Here is a 22,316-nt window from a genome sequence, read left to right on the forward strand (position 1 = left end):
GCACGGCCGCCTGCCGACGTTCCCCGCACGACCGCACGACCACGCGGGGCGACCGGAGTCCGTCAGCCGTCCCGGTCGGCCAGCAACTCGCCGCACAGGTGGCGGGCCAGGCCCGCCGGTGTCGCGAAGTCGAAGACGACCGAGGCGGGCAGGGAGAGCCCCGTCGCCGACTCCAGCGCGTTGCGCGCGCTCAGCGCCGTCAGCGAATCGAACCCGAGGTCGCGGGTCTCCGCGTCCCCGGGGACCCGACCCGTCGTGGCGAGCCCGAGCACCGACGCGAACCGGTCACGCACCAGGCGCAGCAGGACCTCCTCCTGCTCGGCGGCGGTCAGCACCGTCAGCCTCTGGCGCAGGCCCCCGGGATCGGCGGCCGCGTCACGCGCCGTTCGCCGTACGAGCCCGCCCGCCGCGTCCCGCAGCAGCGCGGCCGTCGCGGTGAGCGGTCCGCTGCCGTGCGGGACGCGGAGGTCCGGCCGCTGCGCCGTGAGCGAGGTCCGCCCCGTGGCGACGGCGGCGGCGAACAGGTTCGTCGCCTCGTCCGTGGCGCCTTCGGGGCCGCGCAGCGACACCGCGGGAACACCCGCCCGCCCCAACGCCCGGACCCACACGTCGAACACCGCCGCCACGGCCGCGTCCGCCAGGCCCGCCACGGCGGGCGCGGGCGTCGCGAACACGACACGGGCGAGGTCACGCCCCGGCGCCGACCGCACCAGCTCGAGCGCCGGGTCGAGCACCGGACGCAGCGCGGCGTCCACGTCGGCCCGGGCGTCCGCCGTCGGGCCGTCGGCGCGCACGGCCGCGGTGAACAGCACCGTGCGGGGAGCACCGTCCAGCAGGGCCCGCACCGGCCCGGCCGGGTCCACCGGGTCCCAGCGCAGCAGCTCCGGCGTCGCGACACACGGCCCGAGCCGATCGGCGACGTTCTTCGCGAACGGCCCCGTCAGCAGCGGCCCGGCCGCCCCCGGCCCGGTGCCGCCGCCGGCCCGGGCGAGGAGCGCCTCGGCCGGCCCTTCCGTCTCGACGCCCGCGAACAGGGCCGTGCGCCCGCGGGCGGGGGCCGGCGCGGGACCGGCGGGGACCCGCACCGCGCGCGGGGCCAGGGCACGGCCGTCGCGCAGGGCCAGTCGCGGTTCGCCGCTCGCGACGGCGTCCTCGACACGGCGCCAGGAATCCGGCCCGGCATCCGTGTCGAGGAGCACGAAGCGCCCCGGCGCACGGTCCTGCGCGGCGCCGACGAGACCCCGGACAGCCGCCGCACCCGCGTCCGGCATCCGCCCGTCGTCCGTGACGACCGCGTCGTGGGTCACGACGGCCAGCCGGGTCCGCGCCAGCCGGGGGTCGGCGAAGTGCCGTACCCATGTGAGGGCCTCACCGACCGCCGCACGCACCGCGTCCGCCGGGTCCGCGCCGCCCCGCGCGGTCGGGGAGACGACCACGACGTCCGGGACGGGCGCGCCCTCCTCGACCGCCGTCAGCAGCGCCACCGGATCGGGATACCCCTCGCTGGGGCGGCCCGCCGACGACAGGGCCGCACGCACCCGCGGCGCGTCCGGACCGACCACGGCCCACCGGTGCGTGCGGACCGCGGACCGCGGCAGTGCGTACGGCTCCCAGGACTCCTCGAACAGGGCGTCCTGCTGCGCCGCCGACGCGGTACGCACGGCGTCGCTCCGCAGCGGCGCGCAGGTCACCGAACGCGCGCTCAGCACCGGGTCCCCGGCGCCGTCGGCGGCCTCCAGTTCCCAGGAGCCGTCCGGCGTCTCCCGCAGCCGTACGCGCAGTACGCAAGCGCCGGTGGCGTGCAGCGTCACGTCCCGCCAGCGCACCGCCACCACGGGCTCGGCACCGGCCGGTGCCGCCCCCCGGGCCAGGCGCAGCGCCCACGCCAGCGCCGCGTCCGGCAGCGCCGGATGGAGCGCGTGACGGTCCTGGCCCGCCACCCAGTCGGGCAGCGCCACCTCGACGAAGACCTCGTCGCCGCGGCGCCACACGCCGCGCGGCGTGCGCGCGGCCTCCGGCCGGTCGGCACCGTGCTGGTCGGTGACCGGGGTGGCCCCCCGCGGGGGCCACACGGACCGGCCCGCGGCGGGTTCCGCGACGGGGGCCGGTGCCACCGTCGCCGTCGCATACCGGGTCCACGGGCGTCGTGCGGCACCGTGCTCGTCGCGCCGCCCGTGCACCGTCACCCGCCGGACCCCGTCGGCCTCCGGCACGCCGACCGTCACCCGGAGCTGCACGCCACCGTGGCGCGGCAGCACCAGCGGCTCGTCCGCCGTCAGGTCCAGGGCCCTGGCGCAGCCGGCGCGGCCTGCCGCGTGCAGCACCAGATCCAGCAGGGCCGCCCCGGCGAACACCGCCGTGCCGTCCGCGCGTTGCGGCAGGGTCGGATCGTCCCCGGTCGCGGTGACCCGGCCCGTGCACACCAGTTCGTCGCGCCCGGGCAGTTCGACCACCGCCGACAGCAGCGGATGGCCCGCGTCGTCCAGGCCCAGACCGACGGCGGCCGACGAGCGGGGCGAGGACTCAGGACCCTGCCGGGGCCGTCGCCACAGCGTCCGCGTCGGCAGCCCCGCCAGCAGCTTCCGGGCGATCTTCCCGCCGGGGTTGCGGGGCACCTCGGTGACCTCGTGGATCTCCTCCGGCAGTTTGAACGCCGACAGCCGCCGCCGGCAGACGGACAGCACCGCCTCCACGTCGAGCCCGCCGGCCGCCGGGACCACGTAGGCGACCGGCACCTCGCCGAGCGTCCCGTGGGGGACCCCCGCGACGGCCGCGTCCGCGACCCCGGGCGCTTGGACCAGGACCCGCTCCACCTCCCGCGGATGGATGTTCTCCCCGCCCCGGATGATCAGCTCCTTGAGCCGGCCGGTGATCGTCACGTATCCGTCGGCGTCCTGGCGGGCCAGGTCACCGGTGCGGTACCAGCCCCCGGAGAGCACCCTCGCGGTCTCCTCCGGCTGCCGGTGGTAGCCCAGCATCAGCGCCGGACTGGACACCCACACCTCACCCTCGGCGCCCCGCTCCACCTCGTCGCCGGTGCGCGGGTCCGTGAGCCGCAGCGTCAGCCCCGGCAGCGGAACACCGCACGAACCGGGCACGTACGGGCCCTGCGGCAGGTTCGTGGTGATCGCGCCGCCCGTCTCCGTGGAGCCGTAACTGTCCAGCAGCGCGAGACCGAACGCGGAGCGGAACGCCTCGTGCAGGGACTGCGGGCACGACGAGCCCACCACCATGCACACCCGCAGCCGCGGAACCGCGAGCGCACCGGACCGCGCGAGCTCCACCATCTGGTGGTACAGCGTCGGCACGCCCACCAGGAACGTGGCGTCCTCCTCCGAGGCCCGGCGCAGCACCTCGTCGGCGTCCAGACCGTCCGTGATGCAGACCGTGGCACCGACGGCCACGGCACCGAGCACGCACACGTTGTGCGCCACCGCGTGGAAGAGCGACATCGGCCACACGACGCGATCCCGTGGGGACAGGCCCAGCAGCGGCGCGTTGCAGGCGGCGGTCGCCCACAGCGACGTCCGCTGCGTGCACACCACTCCCCTGGGGCGCCCGGTCGTCCCCGACGTGTAGAGCAGCCAGGCCGGCTCGTCGAGGCCCAGGTCGTCGCGGGGCGGATGACGCAGCGACCACGACGACGCCAGCTCCTCCCAGCGCGGCAGCACCGCACCGGCCCCCTCGGCGAGGCCGGCCGCCTCCGTGAAGCCCGGCTCGCTGCCCTCGCCGACGAGGACCACCACGGTGCCCGGCCGGTCCGCGAGCACCCGGCGCACCTGGGGCAGCTGCGCGGCACCGGTGACGACCAGCCGTGCCGCGCAGTCCTCCAGCAGATGGGCCAGTTCCGCGTCGGTCGACCCCGGATTGAGCGGCACCCCGACGGCGGCGGCCCGGGTGACGGCGAGGCAACTCTCCACCGTTTCCACCCGGTTCGGCAGATAGATCACCGCCGACGCGCCGCGCGCGAGCCCCAGCTCCACGAGATGGCCGGCCACCCGGGCGGTACGCCGGTCCAGCTCGGCCCAGGTCAACGCCCGACGGGTGTCCTTGAAGGCGATGAGGTCGGGCTGCCGCGACGCGTGCCCGGCGAGCAGTTCGTGCACCGGGCGGATCAGCTCCGCCCGGAACGTGGCGTCCGCGATCACGAGTCTCTCCTCAGGAGCCGGCCGAAGCGTAGCGGCGCACCGCCAGTGTCCGGCACACCACCGCGATCAGCAGCGACCAGGTCACCGACACCAGCACGGGATGCTCGGCGGGCCAGGAGCCCGTGGCGGTGAGCCCCGGGTTGCCGAACAGCTGCCGCGCCGCCTGCACGGTCGCGCTCAGCGGGTTCCACTCCGCGGCCCAGCGCAGCACCGTCGGGAGCGTCGAGGGCGCCACGAACGCGTTCGACAGGAACGTCAGCGGGAACAGCCACAGGAAGTTGCTGGTGGCCGCCGCCTCCGGGGCGCGCACCGACAGGCCGATCACGACACCCACCCACGACAGCGCGTATCCCATGAGCAGCAGCAGCGCGAACGCCGCGACGGCGCGCGGCAGCCCGTGGTGGATGCGCCAGCCGACCAGCAGCGCGCACAGCACCATCACCGCCACCACGATGACGTTCTGCACGAGGTCCGCGACGGTGCGGCCGGTGAGCAGCGCGCTCCGCGCCATCGGCAGCGACCGGAAACGGTCCACCATGCCGCTCTGCACGTCGTTGGCCATGCTGACGCTGCTGTTGCTGGCGGTGGCGAAGGCGATGGTCTGCGCGAAGAACCCCGGCATCATGTACTCGCGGTACGCCGCCGCCCCCTCGGCGCCGGGCAGAGTGAAGGACCCGGCGAACAGGTACGCGAAGAGCAGCACGAAGACGACGGGCTGCACCAGACTGAGGATGAGCACCTCGGGGATGCGCACCGACCGGATCACGTTGCGCCGCGTCACGACGAGGACGTCGCGCAGGGACTTGGCGGCCGTGCCCGACTTGAGTTCGGGTACGGGCGGTGCCGCTGCCGACACGTTCATCACTCCTTCTCGATCGGCGCGCCGGCGCCGACCGCCGCGCGCCCGGTGTCCCGCGGGGTGTCCTCGGTGAGGGCCAGGAAGACCTCGTCCAGCGTGGGGCGGCGCAGTCCGATGTCGGTGAGCGCGATGCCGTCGGCGTCTAGTGCGGCGATGACCTCCATGAGCAGCCGCACCCCGCCGTTCACCGGCACGGAGACCGTGCCGCGGGGCCGGTCCACGTCCGGGGCACGGGTGCCGTGACGCGTCAACAGCGCAGCGGCGGCGTCGAGTTGCTCCGGCCAGGACACGACCACCTCGATGCGCTGGCCGCCCGCCTGCTCCTTCAGCTCACGCGGTGTGCCCCGCGCGATGATGCGTCCGTGGTCGACCACGGCGAGGTCCCGGGCGAGGCGGTCGGCCTCCTCCAGGTACTGGGTGGTCAGCAGCAGTGTGGTGCCCTGGGCCACCAGGTCCTCGATGGCGTCCCACAGCATCAGCCTGCTCGTGGGGTCCAGACCGACCGACGGCTCGTCGAGGAACATCACCGAGGGCCGGACCACGAGGGCCCCGGCCAGGTCGAGTCGCCGCCGCATGCCGCCCGAGTAGGTGCTCGACACGCGGTCGGCGGCCGCGGCCAGGTCGAACCGGTCCAGCAGTTCGTCCGCCCGCTGCCGGGCGGCGCGGGAGCGCAGCCCGTACAGTTCACCGATCATGCGGAGGTTCTCCCGGCCCGTCAGCCGGTCGTCGACAGCCGCGAACTGGCCCGAGAGCCCGATCGACAGCCGGACCCGGTCCGGGTCGCGGACCACGTCGTGCCCTGCCACGGTGGCGGTGCCCGCGTCGGGCCGCAGCAGCGTGGTGAGCAGCCGGACGGTCGTGGTCTTGCCCGCTCCGTTGGGGCCGAGCAGTCCGAGCACGCCGCCTTCCGGCACGTCCAGGTCTACTCCGTCCACGGCCCGGACCTCGCCGAAGGTCTTGACCAGACCCGTGGCGTGAATGGCGCCCGCCATGGGCTTCTCCGTCCTCGTGTGCAGGGATGGGGGAGGGCTGTGCGCCGGGGTGAGCCGGAGGGCGTGTGTCCGGGACCCGGCACGCGCGAGCCCCGGATATACGCCCGGGGCTCAGGTGGTGGCGATCAGCTTCAGCTCGGGGTGGGCGGTGCCGCCCGCGATCGCGGTGGAGGACACGTGCGAGACGATCCGTTCGTCGACGGGGTCGTTCGCCGGGTCCTCGTGCACCACCAGGTGCTCGTACGTCGTCGACCGCTGCGCCGGGACGCGGCCCGACGCCCGGATCAGGGTGAGCAGTTCGACGAGGTTGGAGCGGTGCTTGGCGCCGGCGGAGGAGACGACGTTCTCCTCGAGCATGATCGAGCCGAGGTCGTCCGCGCCGTAGTGCAGGGACAGCTGGCCGATCTCCTTGCCGGTGGTCAGCCAGGAACCCTGGATGTGCGCCACGTTGTCCAGGAACAGCCGGGCGATGGCGATCATCCGCAGGTACTCGAAGAGCGTGGCCTGCGTGCGGCCCTTCAGGTGGTTGTTCTCCGGCTGGTAGGTGTACGGGATGAACGCCCGGAAGCCGCCCGTGCGGTCCTGCACGTCCCGGATCATCCGCAGGTGCTCGATCCGCTCGGCGTTGGTCTCGCCGGTGCCCATCAGCATCGTGGACGTCGACTCGACGCCGAGGCCGTGCGCGATCTCCATGATCTCCAGCCAGCGCTCGCCGGACTCCTTCAGCGGGGCGATGGCCTTGCGCGGCCGCTCCGGGAGCAGCTCCGCGCCCGCGCCCGCGAACGAGTCCAGTCCCGCCGCGTGGATACGGGTGATGGCCTCCTCGACCGGCACCCCCGAGATCCGCGCCATGTGCTCCACCTCGGACGCGCCCAGCGAGTGGATGACGAGCTGCGGGAACTCCTTCTTGATGGCGGCGAAGTGCTTCTCGTAGTACTCCACGCCGTAGTCCGGGTGGTGACCGCCCTGGAACATGATCTGCGTGCCGCCCAGCTCGACGGTCTCCGCGCAGCGCCGCAGGATGTCGTCCAGGTCGCGGGTCCAGCCCTTGGCCTGGTCCTTGGGCGCGGCGTAGAAGGCGCAGAACCGGCACGCGGTGACGCACACGTTGGTGTAGTTGATGTTGCGCTCGATGATGTACGTCGCGATGTGCTCGGTCCCGGCGTACCTGCGGCGGCGCACCGCGTCCGCGGCGGCACCCAGCGCGTGCAGCGGCGCGTCGCGGTAGAGGTCCAGGGCCTCCTGAGGGGTGATCCGCCCACCGGCGGCGGCACGGTCGAGGACGGGCTGGAGCGGATGCTGCGAGGGTCGAGGCATGGTGGCCGGGCCTTTCCGGTGGCGTGTGTTCGGATCAGAGTGCGGAGGGTTCGAGCAGCCGGACGGCGACGTCGGGCGGGAACCCCTCGGCGCCACCGCCCACTCGACGCGCGAACTCGTGGATTCCGGCGAGCTGTGCGGCGCCGAGAGTGAAATCGAGGGCCGTGGTGTAGTAGCGCTCCAGCGTCGACGCGTCGAACTCCTCCCACCGCGAGGCCTGTTCGCAGACCTTGGTCACCTCCGCCAGCGAGAGGTCGCGGGAGCCGAGCAGATCGGAGTGGACCTGGCGCACCAGCTCCGGTTCGCGCTCCAGGAAGTCACGGCGTGCGGCGAACACGGCGAACACGAACGGCAGACCCGTCCAGTCCTTCCACATCCGGCCCAGGTCGTGCACCTGGAGACCCATCCGGGGCGCCTCGTGCAGCGCCGCCCGCAGCGCGGCGTCACCGATGACCACGGCGGCCTTCGCCTCGGCCATCATGGTGCGCAGATCGGGCGGGCACACGTAGTACTCGGGTTGCACGCCGACGCGCTCGGCCAGCAGCAGCTGTGCCAGACGCACCGACGTACGGCTGGTCGAACCCAGCGCGACGCGCTCGCCGTCCAGTTCCTCCAGCGGCACCTGGCTGATGAGGAGGCACGACATCACGTCACCGTCGCTGCCGACCGCGATGTCAGGCAGCGCGACCAGGTCGTCGGCGTGGCGCAGGAACTCCAGCAGGCTGATCGGCCCCATGTCCAGCTCGCCCGCCGCGAGCGCTTCGTTGAGGCCGTCCGGCGTGTCGGCCCGCAGGTCCATGTCGAGCAGGCTGCCGGTACGGGCCAGCCCCCAGAACAGCGGAAGGCAGTTGAGGAACTGGATGTGGCCCACCCGAGGACGGCGCCGGAGCACCTGCGCCGACTGCGCGGCCTCGGGGGCGGGTTGCTCGATCATCGTGCACAACTCCCGGAACGGGTCGAGGGGGGAAGGTCGGGCGCCGGTCAGCCCTGGCGGGCCGAGGCGGCGAAGTGCTCGTTGAGGACGGCCAGCACCTCGGCGGGCCGCTCCGAGAGGAAGAAGTGGCCGCCGGCGAAGGCCCGCACGTCCGCATCGGACAGGGTGTGCTCGCTCCAGGCCTGTGCCTCCTCCAGTGACGTCCGGGGGTCGGCGTCACCGGTCAGGACGGTCACGGGGCAGTGCACCACCGCCCCGGGCTCGCAGCGGTAGGTCTCCACCGCCCGGTAGTCGCTGCGGATCGCCGGCAGCACCATGCGCAGCAGCTCCTCGTCCTGGAGTACCTGGGCGTCCGTGCCGGCGAGCGCCCGCAGTTCGGCGATCACCCCGTCGTCGTCGAGGGTGTGCACGCGTTCGTCCCTGGTGCGGGACGGTGCGCGCCGTCCCGAGGCGAACAACCGGACCGGCCCTGACCCGGTGCGCTCCATGCGGCGCGCCACCTCGAACGCGACCAGCGAGCCCATGCTGTGACCGAAGAAGGTCAGCGGACGGTCGTCCCACCCGGCCAGGGCCTCGACGATCCGGTCGGCCAGCTCGGCCACCGACGCGGGGCCCGGCTCGTGCCGCCGGTCCTGACGCCCCGGGTACTGGATCGCGGCGACGTCGACGCCGGGGCTGAGCGCGTCGGCGACCGGCACGTAGAAGCTGGCCGAACCCCCGGCGTGCGGGAAGCACACCAGCCGCTCGGCGGCGTCGGGGGAGGGCCGGAACCTGCGGATCCACAGGTTGTCGGGGGTGGGGGACCTCATGGGATGTACGTGTCCTTCCGAAGTGTCGTGTGCCCGGGCCCGGCCGCCGGGCGGCATGGCGGGACGCCCGGTGGCCGGGGGAGCGGGGGCCGGATCAGTCGTCGGCCCCGGGACCGTACACCTCGACCTGGTCGGAGACCCGGCGCACGTGGATGCACTCGCCGGGGCACTCCTTGGCCGAGTCGACCACGTCGGTGAGCAGATCCAGCGGGACGCGGGTCGTCGAGCCCGGCGACTGGAGCAGCTCGTCCTGCTTGCTCTTGACGTAGGCGAGACCGTCGATGTCCAGCTCGAACACCTCGGGCGCGTACTGGGCACAGATACCGTCACCGGTGCACAGGTCCTGGTCGATCCAGACTTCCAGGTCCTCGTCGTTCGTCGTCTGCGGGGACATAAACACCTGCCTGGCAGTGTCGTCTTGGCGCGCGCACGGTGGTGGGACGTGCACGCCGGTTCACGAAGGGCCCGGCCACGGAGGGCCGGCCGGGGTCACACGCGCATCGGCTGCGGCGCCTCGCGACGCTGCGGGTCCGGGCCGTCGTACTCGCGGATGATCTCGTAGCGGGTGTTGCGCTCGACCGGCCGGAACCCGGCGTCGCGGATCAGGTCCAGCAGATCCTCGCGCGTCAGCTTGTTCGGGGTGCCGTAGTTGTCGGCGTCGTGCGTGATCTTGTACTCGACGACCGAGCCGTCCATGTCGTCTGCCCCGTGCTGCAGGGCGAGCTGCGCCGTCTGCACGCCGTGCATGACCCAGAAGACCTTCACGTGCGGCACGTTGTCGAACAGCAGCCGGGAGACGGCGAACGTCCTCAGGGCCTCCGCGCCGGTGGCCATGGTGGTGCGGGCCTGGAGCCGGTTGCGGATCTTGCCGTCCTTCATGTCCACGAAGTCGTGCTGGTAGCGCAGCGGGATGAAGACCTGGAAGCCGCCGGTCTCGTCCTGCAGTTCACGCAGCCGCAGCACGTGGTCCACGCGGTGGCGTCGCTCCTCGATGTGGCCGTAGAGCATGGTGCAGGGGGTCTTCAGCCCCTTCTCGTGCGCCAGCCGGTGGATGCGGGACCAGTCCTCCCAGTGGGTGCGGTGGTCCACGATGTGCTGCCGGACCTCCCAGTCGAAGATCTCCGCGCCGCCGCCGGTGAGGGACTCCAGACCGGCGTCGATCAGCTCGTCGAGGATTTCGGAGGCGGACATCCCGGAGATGGTCTCGAAGTGGTGGATCTCGGTCGCCGTGAAGGCCTTCAGCCCCACGTTCGGCAGCGCCTTTTTCAGCTCCCGCAGCGACCGCGGGTAGTAGCGCCACGGCAGGTTGGGGTGCAGGCCGTTGACGATGTGCAGTTCCGAGAGGTGCTCGTTCTCCATCGCCTTCGCCAGGCGAACGGCCTCCTCGATGCGCATCGTGTACGCGTCCTGCTCGCCCGGCTTGCGCTGGAACGAGCAGTAGGCGCAGGACGCCGTGCACACGTTGGTCATGTTCAGGTGCCGGTTGACGTTGAAGTGCACCACGTCGCCGTTCTTGCGGGTGCGCACCTCGTGTGCCAGACCGCCCAGCCACGCCAGGTCGTCCGACTCGTACAGGGCGATGCCGTCCTCACGGGACAGCCGCTCACCGGAGAAGACCTTCTCCTCCAGCTCGCGCTTGAGCCCAGCGTCCATGGCCGGGAACCTCCTCGTTCAGTGCCTGGCGGCACGCGTAGTGGGGTCTGCGCACGGGGCGCGGGATGCCACGTCGGCGAGCCCCGGACGACCGGCGCCGACTGACCACGGTCCCGGCCGCCGCGCCCGGAGACGGGCGGACGCGCGGCCGGGACCGCACCACACGGACACTCCGTCGCACCGGCGGGCCGTCACGTGCCCGCAGCGCCGGCCAACGATCCAGCAGCCGCGGGCCCGGCCGGCCGGTGGGTACCGACGCCGCGTCGGGTGGGGCTCCCCCATCCTGAGGGAGGGCAGTCTGGGGAAAACCCCATACCCGCAACAGCTTTGCTGAGGGCACGCCGCCCACACCACAGACCTGACGAAGGGGACCCCATGCCGGCACCACTGAGTCTCGCGCACTCGCCCTGCCCCAACGACACGTTCGTCTTCCACGCCTGGACCGAAGGCCTGCTCCCCGACGCCCCCGACGTACGGCTCACCCTCGCCGACATCGACATCACCAACGGCCAGGCCCAGCGCGGGGAACTCGACGTCCTGAAGGTCTCCTACGGCGTCCTGCCGCACATCCTCGACGACTACGAGCTCCTGCCCTGCGGCGGCGCCCTCGGACACGGCTGTGGGCCCCTCGTCCTGGTCGCCGACCCCACGGAGCCCGCCCGCCTCGCCGGCGCCCGCGTCGCCGTCCCGAGCACCACCTCCACCGCCTACCTGCTGTTCCGGCTGTGGGCGGCCGACGCCGTGCCCGGCGGCGTCGGCGAGATCGTCGTCCTGCCGTTCCACGAGATCATGCCCGCCGTCCGCGACGGCGCCGTGGACGCCGGACTCGTCATCCACGAGGCCCGCTTCACCTACGGCCGCTACGGCCTGCACTGCGCGGCCGACATGGGCGAGGAATGGGAGAAGCGCACCGGACTGCCCATCCCTCTCGGTGCCATCGTCGCCCGCCGATCCCTCGGCGAGCCCGCGCTGCGCACCATCGCCGACACCGTCCGTGCCTCCCTGCGCGCCGCCCGGCAGGACCCCGAGGCCTCCCGCGCCCACGTCCTGCGCCACGCCCAGGAGATGGAACCCGACGTCGTCGACCAGCACATCGACCTCTACGTCAACGAGTTCACCGCCGACCTCGGCGAGAACGGCCTGCACGCCGTGCGCACCCTGCTCGACCGCTCCGCCGGACTCGGCCTGCTGCCCCGCCTCCCCGACGGCGCCCTCGAAACGACCCGCGCCCTGTGAGCGACCCGCCCACGCCGGACAGCCGGCTCACGGCCGCTGCTCCCGACGCCCGGCAACGCTAGAAGTTCTCTTAGAGCACCCGGCGCGAACCCCGAACACCGGCACCACCCTTCCCACAATGGGCCCGAGGGACAGGCCCGGCACCGGGAGCGCCACGGCCTGTCCCCACGAGGGCATCGGGTGGCACGCCCGCCCCTCACCGACCCCGACGCCCCACAGGGCGCCGGGGCCCGCCCGATGCCCCCGTGCCCACCGGCGGGCCGGCGCGCCCGCTGCCGAAGGGAGACCGACCATGAGCGAGGACAGGCTGCGCGACTTCCTGACCCGTGTCTCCAACGACCTCCAGCGCACCCGCGCCCGGCTGCGCCAGGTCGAGGGCAGGGCCACGGAACCGATCGCCGTCGTCTCCATGAGCTGCCGCTACCCCGGCGGGGTCCGCACCCCCGAGGACCTGTGGCACCTCGTCGACACCGGCACCGACGGCATCACCCCCTTCCCGGACGACCGCGGCTGGGACCTCGACGCCCTCTACGACCCCGACCCCGCCGGCACCGGCACCTGCTACACCCGCGAGGGCGGCTTCCTCCACGACGCCGCCGACTTCGACCCCGCCTTCTTCGGCATGTCACCCCGCGAGGCTCTGGCCACCGACCCCCAGCAGCGCCTGCTGCTCGAAGTCGTCTGGGAGTCCCTCGAACGCGCCGGACTGCGCCCCGCCGACCTGCGCGGCAGCGCCACTGGCGTGTTCGCCGGCGTCATGTACAACGACTACGCCACCCGCTTCCCCGAGCCGCCCCCCGGCGTCGAAGGGCATCTGGGCAACGGCAGCGCCGCGAGCATCGCCTCGGGCCGCATCTCCTACACCTTCGGCTTCGAAGGTCCCGCCCTCACCGTCGACACCGCCTGCTCCTCCTCCCTCGTTGCCCTGCACCTCGCCGTGCAGTCCCTCCGCCAAGGGGAGTGCGACCTCGCCCTCGCGGGCGGCGTCGCGTTCATGTCGACACCGGTCACCTTCCTGGAGTTCAGCCGCCAGCGCGGCCTCGCGCCCGACGGCCGCTGCAAGTCCTTCGCCGACGCCACCGACGGCACCGGCTGGGGCGAGGGCGCCGGCGTCCTGCTGCTCGAACGCCTCTCCGACGCCCGCCGCAACGGCCACCCGGTCCTCGCCGTCATCCGCGGCTCCGCCGTCAACCAGGACGGCGCCAGCAGCGGCCTGACCGCCCCCAACGGTCCCTCCCAGCAGCGCGTCATACGTCAGGCGCTGGCCTCCGCGGGACTCTCGCCCCAGGACGTCGACGCCGTCGAGGCCCACGGCACCGGCACCACCCTCGGCGACCCCATCGAAGCCCAGGCCCTCCTCGCCACCTACGGCCAGGACCGCGCCGACGACCAGCCGCTGTGGCTGGGCTCCCTCAAGTCGAACATCGGCCACACGCAGGCCGCCGCCGGCGTCGGCGGCGTCATCAAGATGGTCATGGCCCTGCGCCACTCCCGCCTGCCCCGCACCCTGCACGTCGACGCCCCCACCACCAAGGTCGACTGGTCCGAGGGCAACGTGCGTCTCCTCACCGAGCCCGTCGACTGGCCGGACACCGAACGGCCCCGGCGCGCCGGAGTGTCCGCCTTCGGCGTCTCCGGCACCAACGCCCACGTCATCCTCGAGGAAGCCCCGGCGGCCGAACCGGCCCCCACGCAGATCCCGGAGGACGACGAGCCCCCCGCGCGCCCGCTGCCGCCGGTGATCCCCTGGACCCTCTCCGCCCGCACCACCGACGTCCTCGGCGCCCAGGCCGCCGCCCTGCTCGCCCACCTCGACACCCGTCCCGACCTCGACGACCGGTCCCTCGCCCACACCCTCGCCACGCGACGCTCCCTCTTCGAACAGCGCGCCGTCGTCCTGGGAACCGACCGCGACACCCTCACCGCCGGCCTCAAGTCCCTCACGGACAAGGAACCGTCACCCGACGTCATCGTCAGGACCGCCCGGCGGGGCGGCAGGACGGCGTTCCTGTTCTCGGGGCAGGGTGCGCAGTGTCCGGGTATGGGCCGGGAGTTGTACGAGGCCTTCCCGGTGTTCGCGGAGGCTTTCGACGCGGTGTGTGCGCAGGTCGGTGAGGAGCTGCGTGAGGTCGTGTTCGGTGAGGACGCAGATCGGCTGAGCCGTACGGAGTGGACGCAGCCCGCGTTGTTCGCGGTCGAGGTGGCCTTGTTCCGCCTGATGGAGTCCTTCGGTGTCCGTCCCGACGTCCTGATCGGCCACTCCATCGGTGAGATCGCTGCCGCGCACGTGGCGGGGGTGATGTCGCTGGAGGACGGGTGTGCCCTGGTGGTGGCGCGGGGCCGGTTGATGCAGGAGTTGCCTGCCGGTGGCGTGATGGTGGCCGTGGAGGCCGCCGAGGCGGAGGTGCTGCCCCTGCTCGAAGGGCGCACGGCTGAGGTGTCGGTCGCGGCGGTCAACGGTCCGCAGGCTGTCGTGATCGCAGGCGTCGAGGCGGCGGTCGAGCAGGTCGTGTCCGAGGTGAAGGGGCAGGGCCGGCGTACATCGCGTCTGCGGGTGTCGCACGCGTTCCACTCGCCGTTGATGGAGCCGATGCTCGACGCCTTCCGCGAGGTGGCCGAGCGCGTCGACTACGCCTCCCCGTCGATCCCGGTCGTCTCGAACGTGACCGGACAGCTCGCGAGCGAAGGTGAGTTGGCCTCCGCCGACTACTGGGTTCGTCATGTCCGCGAGGCGGTTCGTTTCGCGGATGGTGTGGGTGCCCTGGCTGCCGAAGGTGTGACGCGCTTCCTGGAGATCGGTCCGGACGGCACCCTCACCGCGCTCGCACGGACCGTGCTGGGTGACCGTGCGCAGGACGCGGAGTTCGTTCCCGTCCTGCGCAAGGACCGGGACGAGCCCCGCACAGCGGTCGCCGCGCTCGCGACACTGCACGCCTCCGGCCGGACCGTCGACTGGGGCGCCCTGCTGCCGGAGACCTCCGACGTGGTCCCCCTGCCGACGTACCCCTTCCAGCGGCAGCGCTACTGGCTGGACCCGGTGGCGGACCGTCCGGGGCACCGCGGGGAGCACCCGCTCCTCTCCGCCGGGATCGCCCTCGCCGGATCCGCCGGCGTGGTGGCGACCGGACGCCTCTCCGCACGCGCCCAGCCCTGGCTCGGTGAGCTCGCCACCAGCGGCGGAGCGCTCGTGCCCGCCTCCGTCCTCACCGACCTGGCCCTGCACACGGGACGCAGCCTCGGCGCCCACCGTCTCACCGAACTGCACATCGACGAGCCGCTGCCCCTGCCCGCGGCCGGTGAGACGGAGATACAGACCGTCACCGAGCCCGTCACGGGCGAACAGCGCTGGACCTTCACCCTGTACGCGCGGCCCCACGACCCCGACGAGCCCGGGGAGTGGACTCGACACGCGCACGGCACGCTCGCCGCCACCCCAGCCGCCACCGACGACGTGAGCGTCCCCGCCGGAACCTGGCCCCCGCCCGGTGCGACCCCCGTCGACCCGGACGAGCTGTACGACGCGCTCGCGCTTGCGGAGGGTGTCGCACCCCCCGCCCTGACCGCAGTCTGGCGCCTGGGCGAGGAGATGTTCGCCGAAGCCGTGCTCCCGGAGACGAAGGCGGGCGAGGCGGCCCGGTTCGCCCTCCACCCCGTGCTCCTCGACGCCGCGCTGGTCGCGCTCGGCGCGCCCGCCCCCCACCTCGTGACCTGGTCCGACCTGACGCTCCACGCGAGCGCGGCCGCGAGCGTACGTGTGCACGCCGTCCCGCGGTCGGCGACGGAGGCCACCCTCAGGGTTCTCGACTCCGTCGGCGCGCCCGTCCTCACCGCTCGGAACGTCACGGTCCGGCCCGTTGACACCGACCGGCTCCCCGGCGTCGCACGGAAGCGCGGCAGCGACCTCTACACCGTCACATGGACCCCCGTCGCCGCCGCCACAGCGCCCGAACCGGTCCCGGCCCCGGTCCACCACAGCCCGGACGAACTCCTCGCCGCCCTCGCGGACACCTCGGACGCCCCGTTCGCCGACCTGGTCGTCGTCCCCTGGCACACCCCCGGGTCCGAGACCGGCGCAGCCCTGACGACCGGCGTGCACACCGCCACCGCCTCCGCCCTCACCCTGCTCCGGCACTGGCTCACCGACGCGCGCGCGGCCCGCTCGCGCCTGCTGGTGCTCACCCGGGGAGCGGTCGCCGCCGGCACCGCAGAGACCGTGACGGACGTGACCACGGCAGCGGTCCGAGGACTGCTGAAGTCGGCCGTCTCGGAGAATCCCGGACGGATCCTGCTCCTCGACGCCGACACCACCCCCACCCCTGCGCAACTCGCGGAGGCCGTACGCCACGATCATGCCGAACTCCTGCTCCGTGAGGGCCGGTTGCTGGCGCCGAACCTCACCCGGGTCCCGGACGCCGCGGAGCGTCCGACCACCGCGTTCCCGACCGACCGCACGGTCCTCATCACCGGAGGCACCGGCACGGTCGGGTCAGCCGTGGCCCGCCACCTCGTCACCCGGTACGGCGTCCGCCACCTGCTCCTCGTCAACCGGCGCGGTGTCCAGGCCCCCGGAGTTGCCGAACTCACCGACGAACTCGCCGCCCACGGAGCCCGGATCACCGTCGTCGGCTGCGACGCCGCCGACCGCGACGCCCTCGCCGAGGTGATCCACGGCCTGCCGCCCGAGCAGCCCCTCGGAGCCGTGGTGCACGCGGCAGGAACGCTGGACGACGGCGTCATCACCTCCCTGACTCCCGACCGTCTCGCCACGGTCCTGCGTCCCAAGGCCGACGCGGCGGTCAACCTCCACGACCTGACCCGTGACCTCTCCCTCTCGGCGTTCGTCCTGTTCTCCTCGGCCGCCGCCACCCTGGCGGGCCCCGGGCAGGGCAACTACGTGGCCGCGAACGCGTTCCTCGACGCCTACGCCGCCCGCCTTCGTGCCGAGGGGCACCCGGCCGTTTCCATCGCCTGGGGCCTGTGGGAGGCCGACAGCGCGATGACCCGGGAACTGGCCGACGCCGCGCACGACCGCGCCGCCCGCAATGGCATCGGCGCCCTCCCCACCGAGGACGCCCTCGACCTCTTCGACCGGGCCCTGGCGCACACCGGGGGCCTGGCAGTGCCGCTGCGCGTCGACCGCGCTGCGCTGCGCCGGTCCGCCGACAGGCTGCCCCCGCTGCTGCGCACCCTGGCCGGCCGCCCTGCGCTGGGTGAGGCCGCCGCTCGCCCGACGTCCGCCGGTTCGCCGCTCGGTCTGCTTCACCTGCCGGAGCAACGGCGCCGGGAGGCGGTCACCGACCTCGTGCGCTCCGCCCTGGCCGGCGTGCTCGGGCACGCCCCCGATGCGCAGATTCAACTCGACGTGCCTTTCACGCAGTTGGGTCTCGACTCCCTGACCGCCCTCGAACTGCGCAACTCCCTCTCCCAGGCGACCGGCACGCTCCTGCCGGCGACCCTGGTCTTCGACCACCCCACCCCCGCGGCCGTCACGGACCTCCTCCTGGCCGAACTGGCACCGGCCGGCACCCCCGACGGCCACGCGGCGCCCGTCGGCGACCCCGCCCCACTCTCCGACGACCCCATCGCCATCATCGGCATGGGGTGCCGTTTCCCGGGCGGTGTCGAAACCCCCGAACAGTTCTGGGAACTGCTCCTCCAGGGCGAGGACGCCATCGGTGACTTCCCCCCCGACCGGGGCTGGGACAACCTCGACGCCCTCGACGACCTGGATGCCGACGGCTCGGGCCCGTCCACGTACACCCGACTCGGCGGGTTCCTGTCCGATGTCGGTGGTTTTGATGCGGAGTTCTTCGGGGTGTCGCCGCGTGAGGCGTTGGCGATGGATCCGCAGCAGCGGTTGTTGCTGGAGACGTCGTGGGAGGCGGTGGAGCGGGCCGGTGTGGATCCGGCGTCGTTGCGTGGCAGTCGGACGGGTGTGTTCACGGGGACGAACGGTCAGGATTATCCGGCGTTGTTGGGTGTGTCGGAGGGTGACTTCGGCGGGTACGTGGGCACGGGCAACGCGGCGAGTGTGGCGTCGGGTCGTGTGTCGTATGTGCTGGGTCTTGAGGGTCCGGCGGTGACGGTGGACACGGCCTGTTCCTCGTCGTTGGTCGCTTTGCATCTGGCGGTGCAGTCGTTGCGGGCGGGGGAGTGTGATCTGGCGCTGGCCGGTGGTGTGACGGTGATGTCCACGCCGGGGGCTTTCGTGGAGTTCAGCCGGCAGGGTGGGCTGGCTGGCGATGGCCGGTGCAAGGCGTTCGGTGAGGGTGCGGACGGTACGGGCTGGGGTGAGGGCGCGGGTGTGCTGTTGGTGGAGCGCCTGTCGGATGCCCGCCGCCTGGGGCACCGTGTGCTGGCGGTGGTGCGGGGTTCGGCTGTGAATCAGGACGGTGCGTCGAATGGTCTGACGGCTCCGAATGGTCCGTCGCAGCAGCGGGTGGTCCGGGCGGCTTTGTCGTCCGCGGGGTTGTCGGCTGCGGATGTGGATGTGGTGGAGGCGCACGGGACGGGTACGCGGCTGGGTGATCCGATTGAGGCGCAGGCGTTGCTGGCGACGTATGGCCGGGACCGTGATGCGGGTCGTCCGTTGTGGTTGGGGTCGGTGAAGTCGAACCTGGGGCATACGCAGGCTGCTGCGGGTGTGGCGGGTGTGATCAAGATGGTGGAGGCGTTGCGGCACGGTGTCCTGCCCGCCACGCTCCATGTCGATGAGCCGTCGTCGCATGTGGACTGGTCGTCGGGGGCGGTGCGGCTGCTGACGGAACGCCGGGTGTGGCCCGATGCGGGTCGTCCGCGCCGGGCGGGTGTGTCGTCGTTCGGCCTCTCCGGCACCAACGCCCACGTCATTCTGGAACAGGCGCCGGAACCGGACGTCCAGGTTGAGGACAGCACGATCAACGGCCCGATCGCCTGGCCACTCTCCGGTCGCTCCCAAGAGGCCCTGCGAGCACAGGCCGGCGCTCTCGCGGCCCATGTCGGTCGACACCCCGAGATCGACCTCCACCGGACGGGCCTGTCCCTGGCCACGACACGTACGCACTTCGAGCATCGGGCAGTCGTCGTCGCGGACGACGCCACCGGTCTGACGGAGGCCCTGCACGCACTCGCCAACGGCGTGTCCTCGCCGAGGGTCACGAGCGGAAACGAGCGGGGTGAGCAGCCTCAAGCCTTCTTGTTCTCGGGGCAGGGTGCGCAGCGTCCGGGTATGGGCCGGGAGTTGTACGAGGCCTTCCCGGTGTTCGCGGAGGCTTTCGACGCGGTGTGCGCGCAGGTCGGTGAGGAGCTGCGTGAGGTCGTGTTCGGTGAGGACGCAGATCGGCTGAGCCGTACGGAGTGGACGCAGCCCGCGTTGTTCGCGGTCGAGGTGGCCTTGTTCCGCCTGATGGAGTCCTTCGGTGTCCGTCCCGACGTCCTGATCGGCCACTCCATCGGTGAGATCGCTGCCGCGCACGTGGCGGGGGTGATGTCGCTGGAGGACGGGTGTGCCCTGGTGGTGGCGCGGGGCCGGCTGATGCAGGAGTTGCCTGCCGGTGGCGTGATGGTGGCCGTGGAGGCCGCCGAGGCGGAGGTGCTGCCCCTGCTGGAAGGGCGTGCGGGTGAGGTGTCGGTCGCGGCGGTCAACGGCCCCCGCGCCGTGGTCATCGCAGGCACGGAGTCGGCCGTTGAGCAGGTCGCCTCCGAGCTGACGGCGCAGGGACGGCGCACCACCCGTCTGCGCGTGTCCCACGCCTTCCACTCGCCGTTGATGGAGCCGATGCTCGACGCCTTCCGCGAGGTGGCCGAGCGCATCGACTACGCCTCCCCGTCGATCCCGGTCGTGTCGAACGTGACCGGACGCCTCGCCGCCGAGGGTGAGTTGGCGTCCGCCGACTACTGGGTGCGCCACGTCCGCGAGGCCGTCCGTTTCGCCGACGGCATCACCGCACTCAGCGCCCAGGGTGTGACCCGTTTCCTGGAGATCGGCCCCGACGGCACCCTCACCGCCCTGGCCCAGAACTGCTTCCCGGACCTCGACGAGGCCCCCCTCTTCGTGCCGACGCTCCGCAAGGACCGTGACGAGGTGGACGCCGTCGTGTCGTGTGCCGCTGCCGGCTATACGGCGGGTGTGCCGGTCGACTGGACCGCCATGATCGGCCCGCGCTCCACTGTCGGCGTCGACCTGCCCACGTACGCCTTCCAGCGTGAGCGGTACTGGCCCCAGACGAAGCGCAGTGCGGCCGTGCCGGAACTTTCCGCATGGGAACCGGCGGCGCCCGAGGAAGCACGCGAACTGGCCACCGCACTGGACATCAGCGAGGACGTCGTACAGGAGATCCTGTCGGAGTTCTCCGGTCGGCGCCGGGAGCGGACGGAACGCGCCGAGGTGGACGGCTGGCGCTACGGAATCCACTGGGAGGCAGTGACTCCCGCACCCGGCGCGAACCGGACCGGGCGTTGGCTCGTCCTCCACCCCAAAGCGGATACGGCGTTGGTCGATGCCGTTGCCGCGAGCCTGTCCGAACCCGTACTCCTGCCCCTTCCCGAGCGTCCCGACCGGTCGGAAACCGCCCGAGCCGTCACCGCCGCTCTGGCGTCGCCGGCGACGCGGGTGGCGGGCGTGATGGTGCTGCCCGGCACGGTGGTGCAGGCGCTCGTCGCCACTCAGGCACTGGGTGACGCCGAGGTGGCCGGGCCCGTGTGGTGGGTCACCCAGGGAGCCGTCACCGTCGGGCAGCCCGCCGACTGCCGACTGCGTCCCGAGCAGGCCGGAATCTGGGGCCTCGGACGGGTCGTGGCGCTGGAACACCCTGATCGCTGGGGCGGGTTGGTGGATCTGCCGGAGGCCCCGGTCCGCGATGCCGCTCGCCTTCTCGCGGACGTCGTCGCCTCCTCCTCCGCCGAGGACCAACTCGCCGTACGGGACGGCCGGGTCTTTGCCAGGCGTCTGCGTCAGGACCCGGCGCCGCACGGCACCGGGCAGGCGTGGAGGCCCTTCGGACCGGTTCTGGTCACGGGTGGTACTGGTGCCCTCGGTGCTCATGTCGCACGCTGGCTCGTCCGCCAGGGCGCCGACGAACTGGTTCTCACCAGCCGCCGCGGCGCCGAAGCGGACGGGGTCGCCGAACTCGTGGCGGACCTACACGCGTTGGGCGCCCGGCACGTGAGCGTCGAGGCCTGCGACCTGGGCGAGCGGGACGCCGTCGCCGCGTTGCTCTCCCGGCACCGGGTCGACGCCGTCTTCCATGCGGCCGGCGTACCGGACCACATGCCCTTCGACGATATCGACACCGCGTACCTGGAGCGGATCGTCGGGGCGAAGGCGTACGGCGCGGTGTACCTGGACGAGCTGACGCGTGACCGTGACCTGAGCGCGTTCGTGGTGTTCTCGTCGATCGCGGCCGTGTGGGGAAGCGGAGCCCAAGGCGCCTACGCGGCGGCGAACGCCTGGGCGGACGCGGTGGTGGAGGACCGCCGTGCCCGCGGCCTGGCGGGCGTCGCGGTGCAATGGGGCCCGTGGTCGGGCGGAGGGATGGTGTCGAGCGCCGGGGCGGTCGAGTTGCGCCGGCACGGGCTGCGGGTGATGCAACCCGGGCGCGCGCTGCTGGGGCTCGCGTCCGCGCTGGAAGGACGCGGTGGTGCGGTGGCCGTGGCCGACGTGGAGTGGGACCGCTTCCTGCCCGCGTTCACCAGCCGTCGTCCCAGCCCTCTGCTGAGCGGCCTCCCCACCGTCGGGGCAACGGCGCCCGACGCCACCGAGGGGAAGAAGACGGAGGACACCCGCGCAGCCCTGGTCGCGCGCCTCGCGGACCGGCCGGAGAAGGAGCGCCGGCGGATCCTGCGGGAGATCGTCCGGGAGCGGGCCGGTGCCGTGCTCGGACGCTCGACGGGCACTGCCGTTGACCTCGACCGATCCTTCCGGGACGTCGGCTTCGACTCGCTCACCGCGGTGGAACTGCGCAACCAGCTCCACGCCGAGACCGGTCTGCGGCTGCCGACGACGCTGGTGTTCGACCACCCCACCCCGCGTCACCTCGCCGATCACCTCTACGAGGAACTCTTCGCGGACGAGGCGGCGGCACGGGGCGACGACGAAGCCGCGTTCCGTACCGTCCTCACCACGATCCCCTTCTCCCGTTGGCAGGAGAGCGGCCTGTTGACGGCCGTCCTGTCCCTGGCGCACGACGGCGCGGACTCCCGAACGGCCGACGCGGCGACCGAACCCTCGGGCCCCTCCGGACCCACCGGCTACGGCACCGCACACGTCCCCGGTCTGCCCGACGGCACACCCGCACCCGGCGCGATCGACGCGATGGACGTCGACGCACTCGTTCAACTGGCCCTGGGTGACTCCACCTCCTGAGCACCGCCCGTCCCGCAGCCACTCTC

At 72.9% G+C, this 22,316-nt stretch carries 10 protein-coding genes; 2 read left to right on the forward strand and 8 right to left on the reverse strand.

Annotated features, from left to right (window positions below; genetic code table 11):
* Positions 1–62: 62 nt before the first annotated feature.
* From OHB56_RS37190 to mqnE, 8 genes are all read right to left on the reverse strand, one after another.
* Positions 63–4,148, reverse strand: a complete 4,086-nt coding sequence (locus OHB56_RS37190) for an AMP-binding protein (protein WP_406358261.1) — start codon at positions 4,146–4,148, stop codon at positions 63–65.
* A 10-nt stretch (positions 4,149–4,158) separates the two neighbouring features.
* Positions 4,159–5,010 carry an ABC transporter permease gene (locus tag OHB56_RS37195; protein WP_406358263.1) on the reverse strand — a complete coding sequence of 284 codons (852 nt, stop codon included), beginning with the start codon at positions 5,008–5,010 and terminating at the stop codon, positions 4,159–4,161.
* Positions 5,010–5,999: an ATP-binding cassette domain-containing protein gene (locus tag OHB56_RS37200; RefSeq protein WP_326756107.1), complete on the reverse strand. Its 990-nt coding sequence runs from the start codon at positions 5,997–5,999 to the stop codon at positions 5,010–5,012. Before OHB56_RS37200 ends, OHB56_RS37195 begins: the two co-directional genes overlap by 1 nt.
* A gap of 111 nt (positions 6,000–6,110) precedes the next feature.
* Entirely contained in the window at positions 6,111–7,316 is a 1,206-nt protein-coding gene (mqnC, locus tag OHB56_RS37205) for a cyclic dehypoxanthinyl futalosine synthase (RefSeq protein WP_406358265.1), read from the reverse strand.
* 34 nt (positions 7,317–7,350) lie between these two features.
* The gene (locus OHB56_RS37210) at positions 7,351–8,250 is read right to left on the reverse strand and encodes a menaquinone biosynthetic enzyme MqnA/MqnD family protein (RefSeq protein ID WP_055627774.1); all 900 of its coding nucleotides are present in this window, start codon (positions 8,248–8,250) and stop codon (positions 7,351–7,353) included.
* A gap of 47 nt (positions 8,251–8,297) precedes the next feature.
* A complete protein-coding gene (locus OHB56_RS37215) occupies positions 8,298–9,059 on the reverse strand; it encodes a thioesterase II family protein (RefSeq protein WP_055627775.1) in 762 nt (253 codons plus the stop codon).
* A gap of 94 nt (positions 9,060–9,153) precedes the next feature.
* The gene (locus tag OHB56_RS37220) at positions 9,154–9,453 is read right to left on the reverse strand and encodes a ferredoxin (protein ID WP_326756109.1); all 300 of its coding nucleotides are present in this window, start codon (positions 9,451–9,453) and stop codon (positions 9,154–9,156) included.
* 95 nt (positions 9,454–9,548) lie between these two features.
* Positions 9,549–10,712, reverse strand: a complete 1,164-nt coding sequence (gene mqnE / locus OHB56_RS37225; protein ID WP_326756110.1) for an aminofutalosine synthase MqnE — start codon at positions 10,710–10,712, stop codon at positions 9,549–9,551.
* A 375-nt stretch (positions 10,713–11,087) separates the two neighbouring features.
* Between mqnE and OHB56_RS37230 the strand changes: the two genes are divergently transcribed.
* A complete protein-coding gene (locus OHB56_RS37230; protein WP_326756111.1) occupies positions 11,088–11,948 on the forward strand; it encodes a 1,4-dihydroxy-6-naphthoate synthase in 861 nt (286 codons plus the stop codon).
* Positions 11,949–12,240: 292 nt separating this feature from the next.
* Positions 12,241–22,290, forward strand: coding sequence for a type I polyketide synthase (locus OHB56_RS37235; RefSeq protein WP_406358269.1), 10,050 nt, complete (start codon positions 12,241–12,243; stop codon positions 22,288–22,290).
* Positions 22,291–22,316: the final 26 nt, after the last annotated feature.

Origin of the sequence: Streptomyces sp. NBC_01635 (genome assembly GCF_045209715.1) — a bacterium.
GTDB classification, from domain to species: domain Bacteria; phylum Actinomycetota; class Actinomycetes; order Streptomycetales; family Streptomycetaceae; genus Streptomyces; species Streptomyces hirsutus.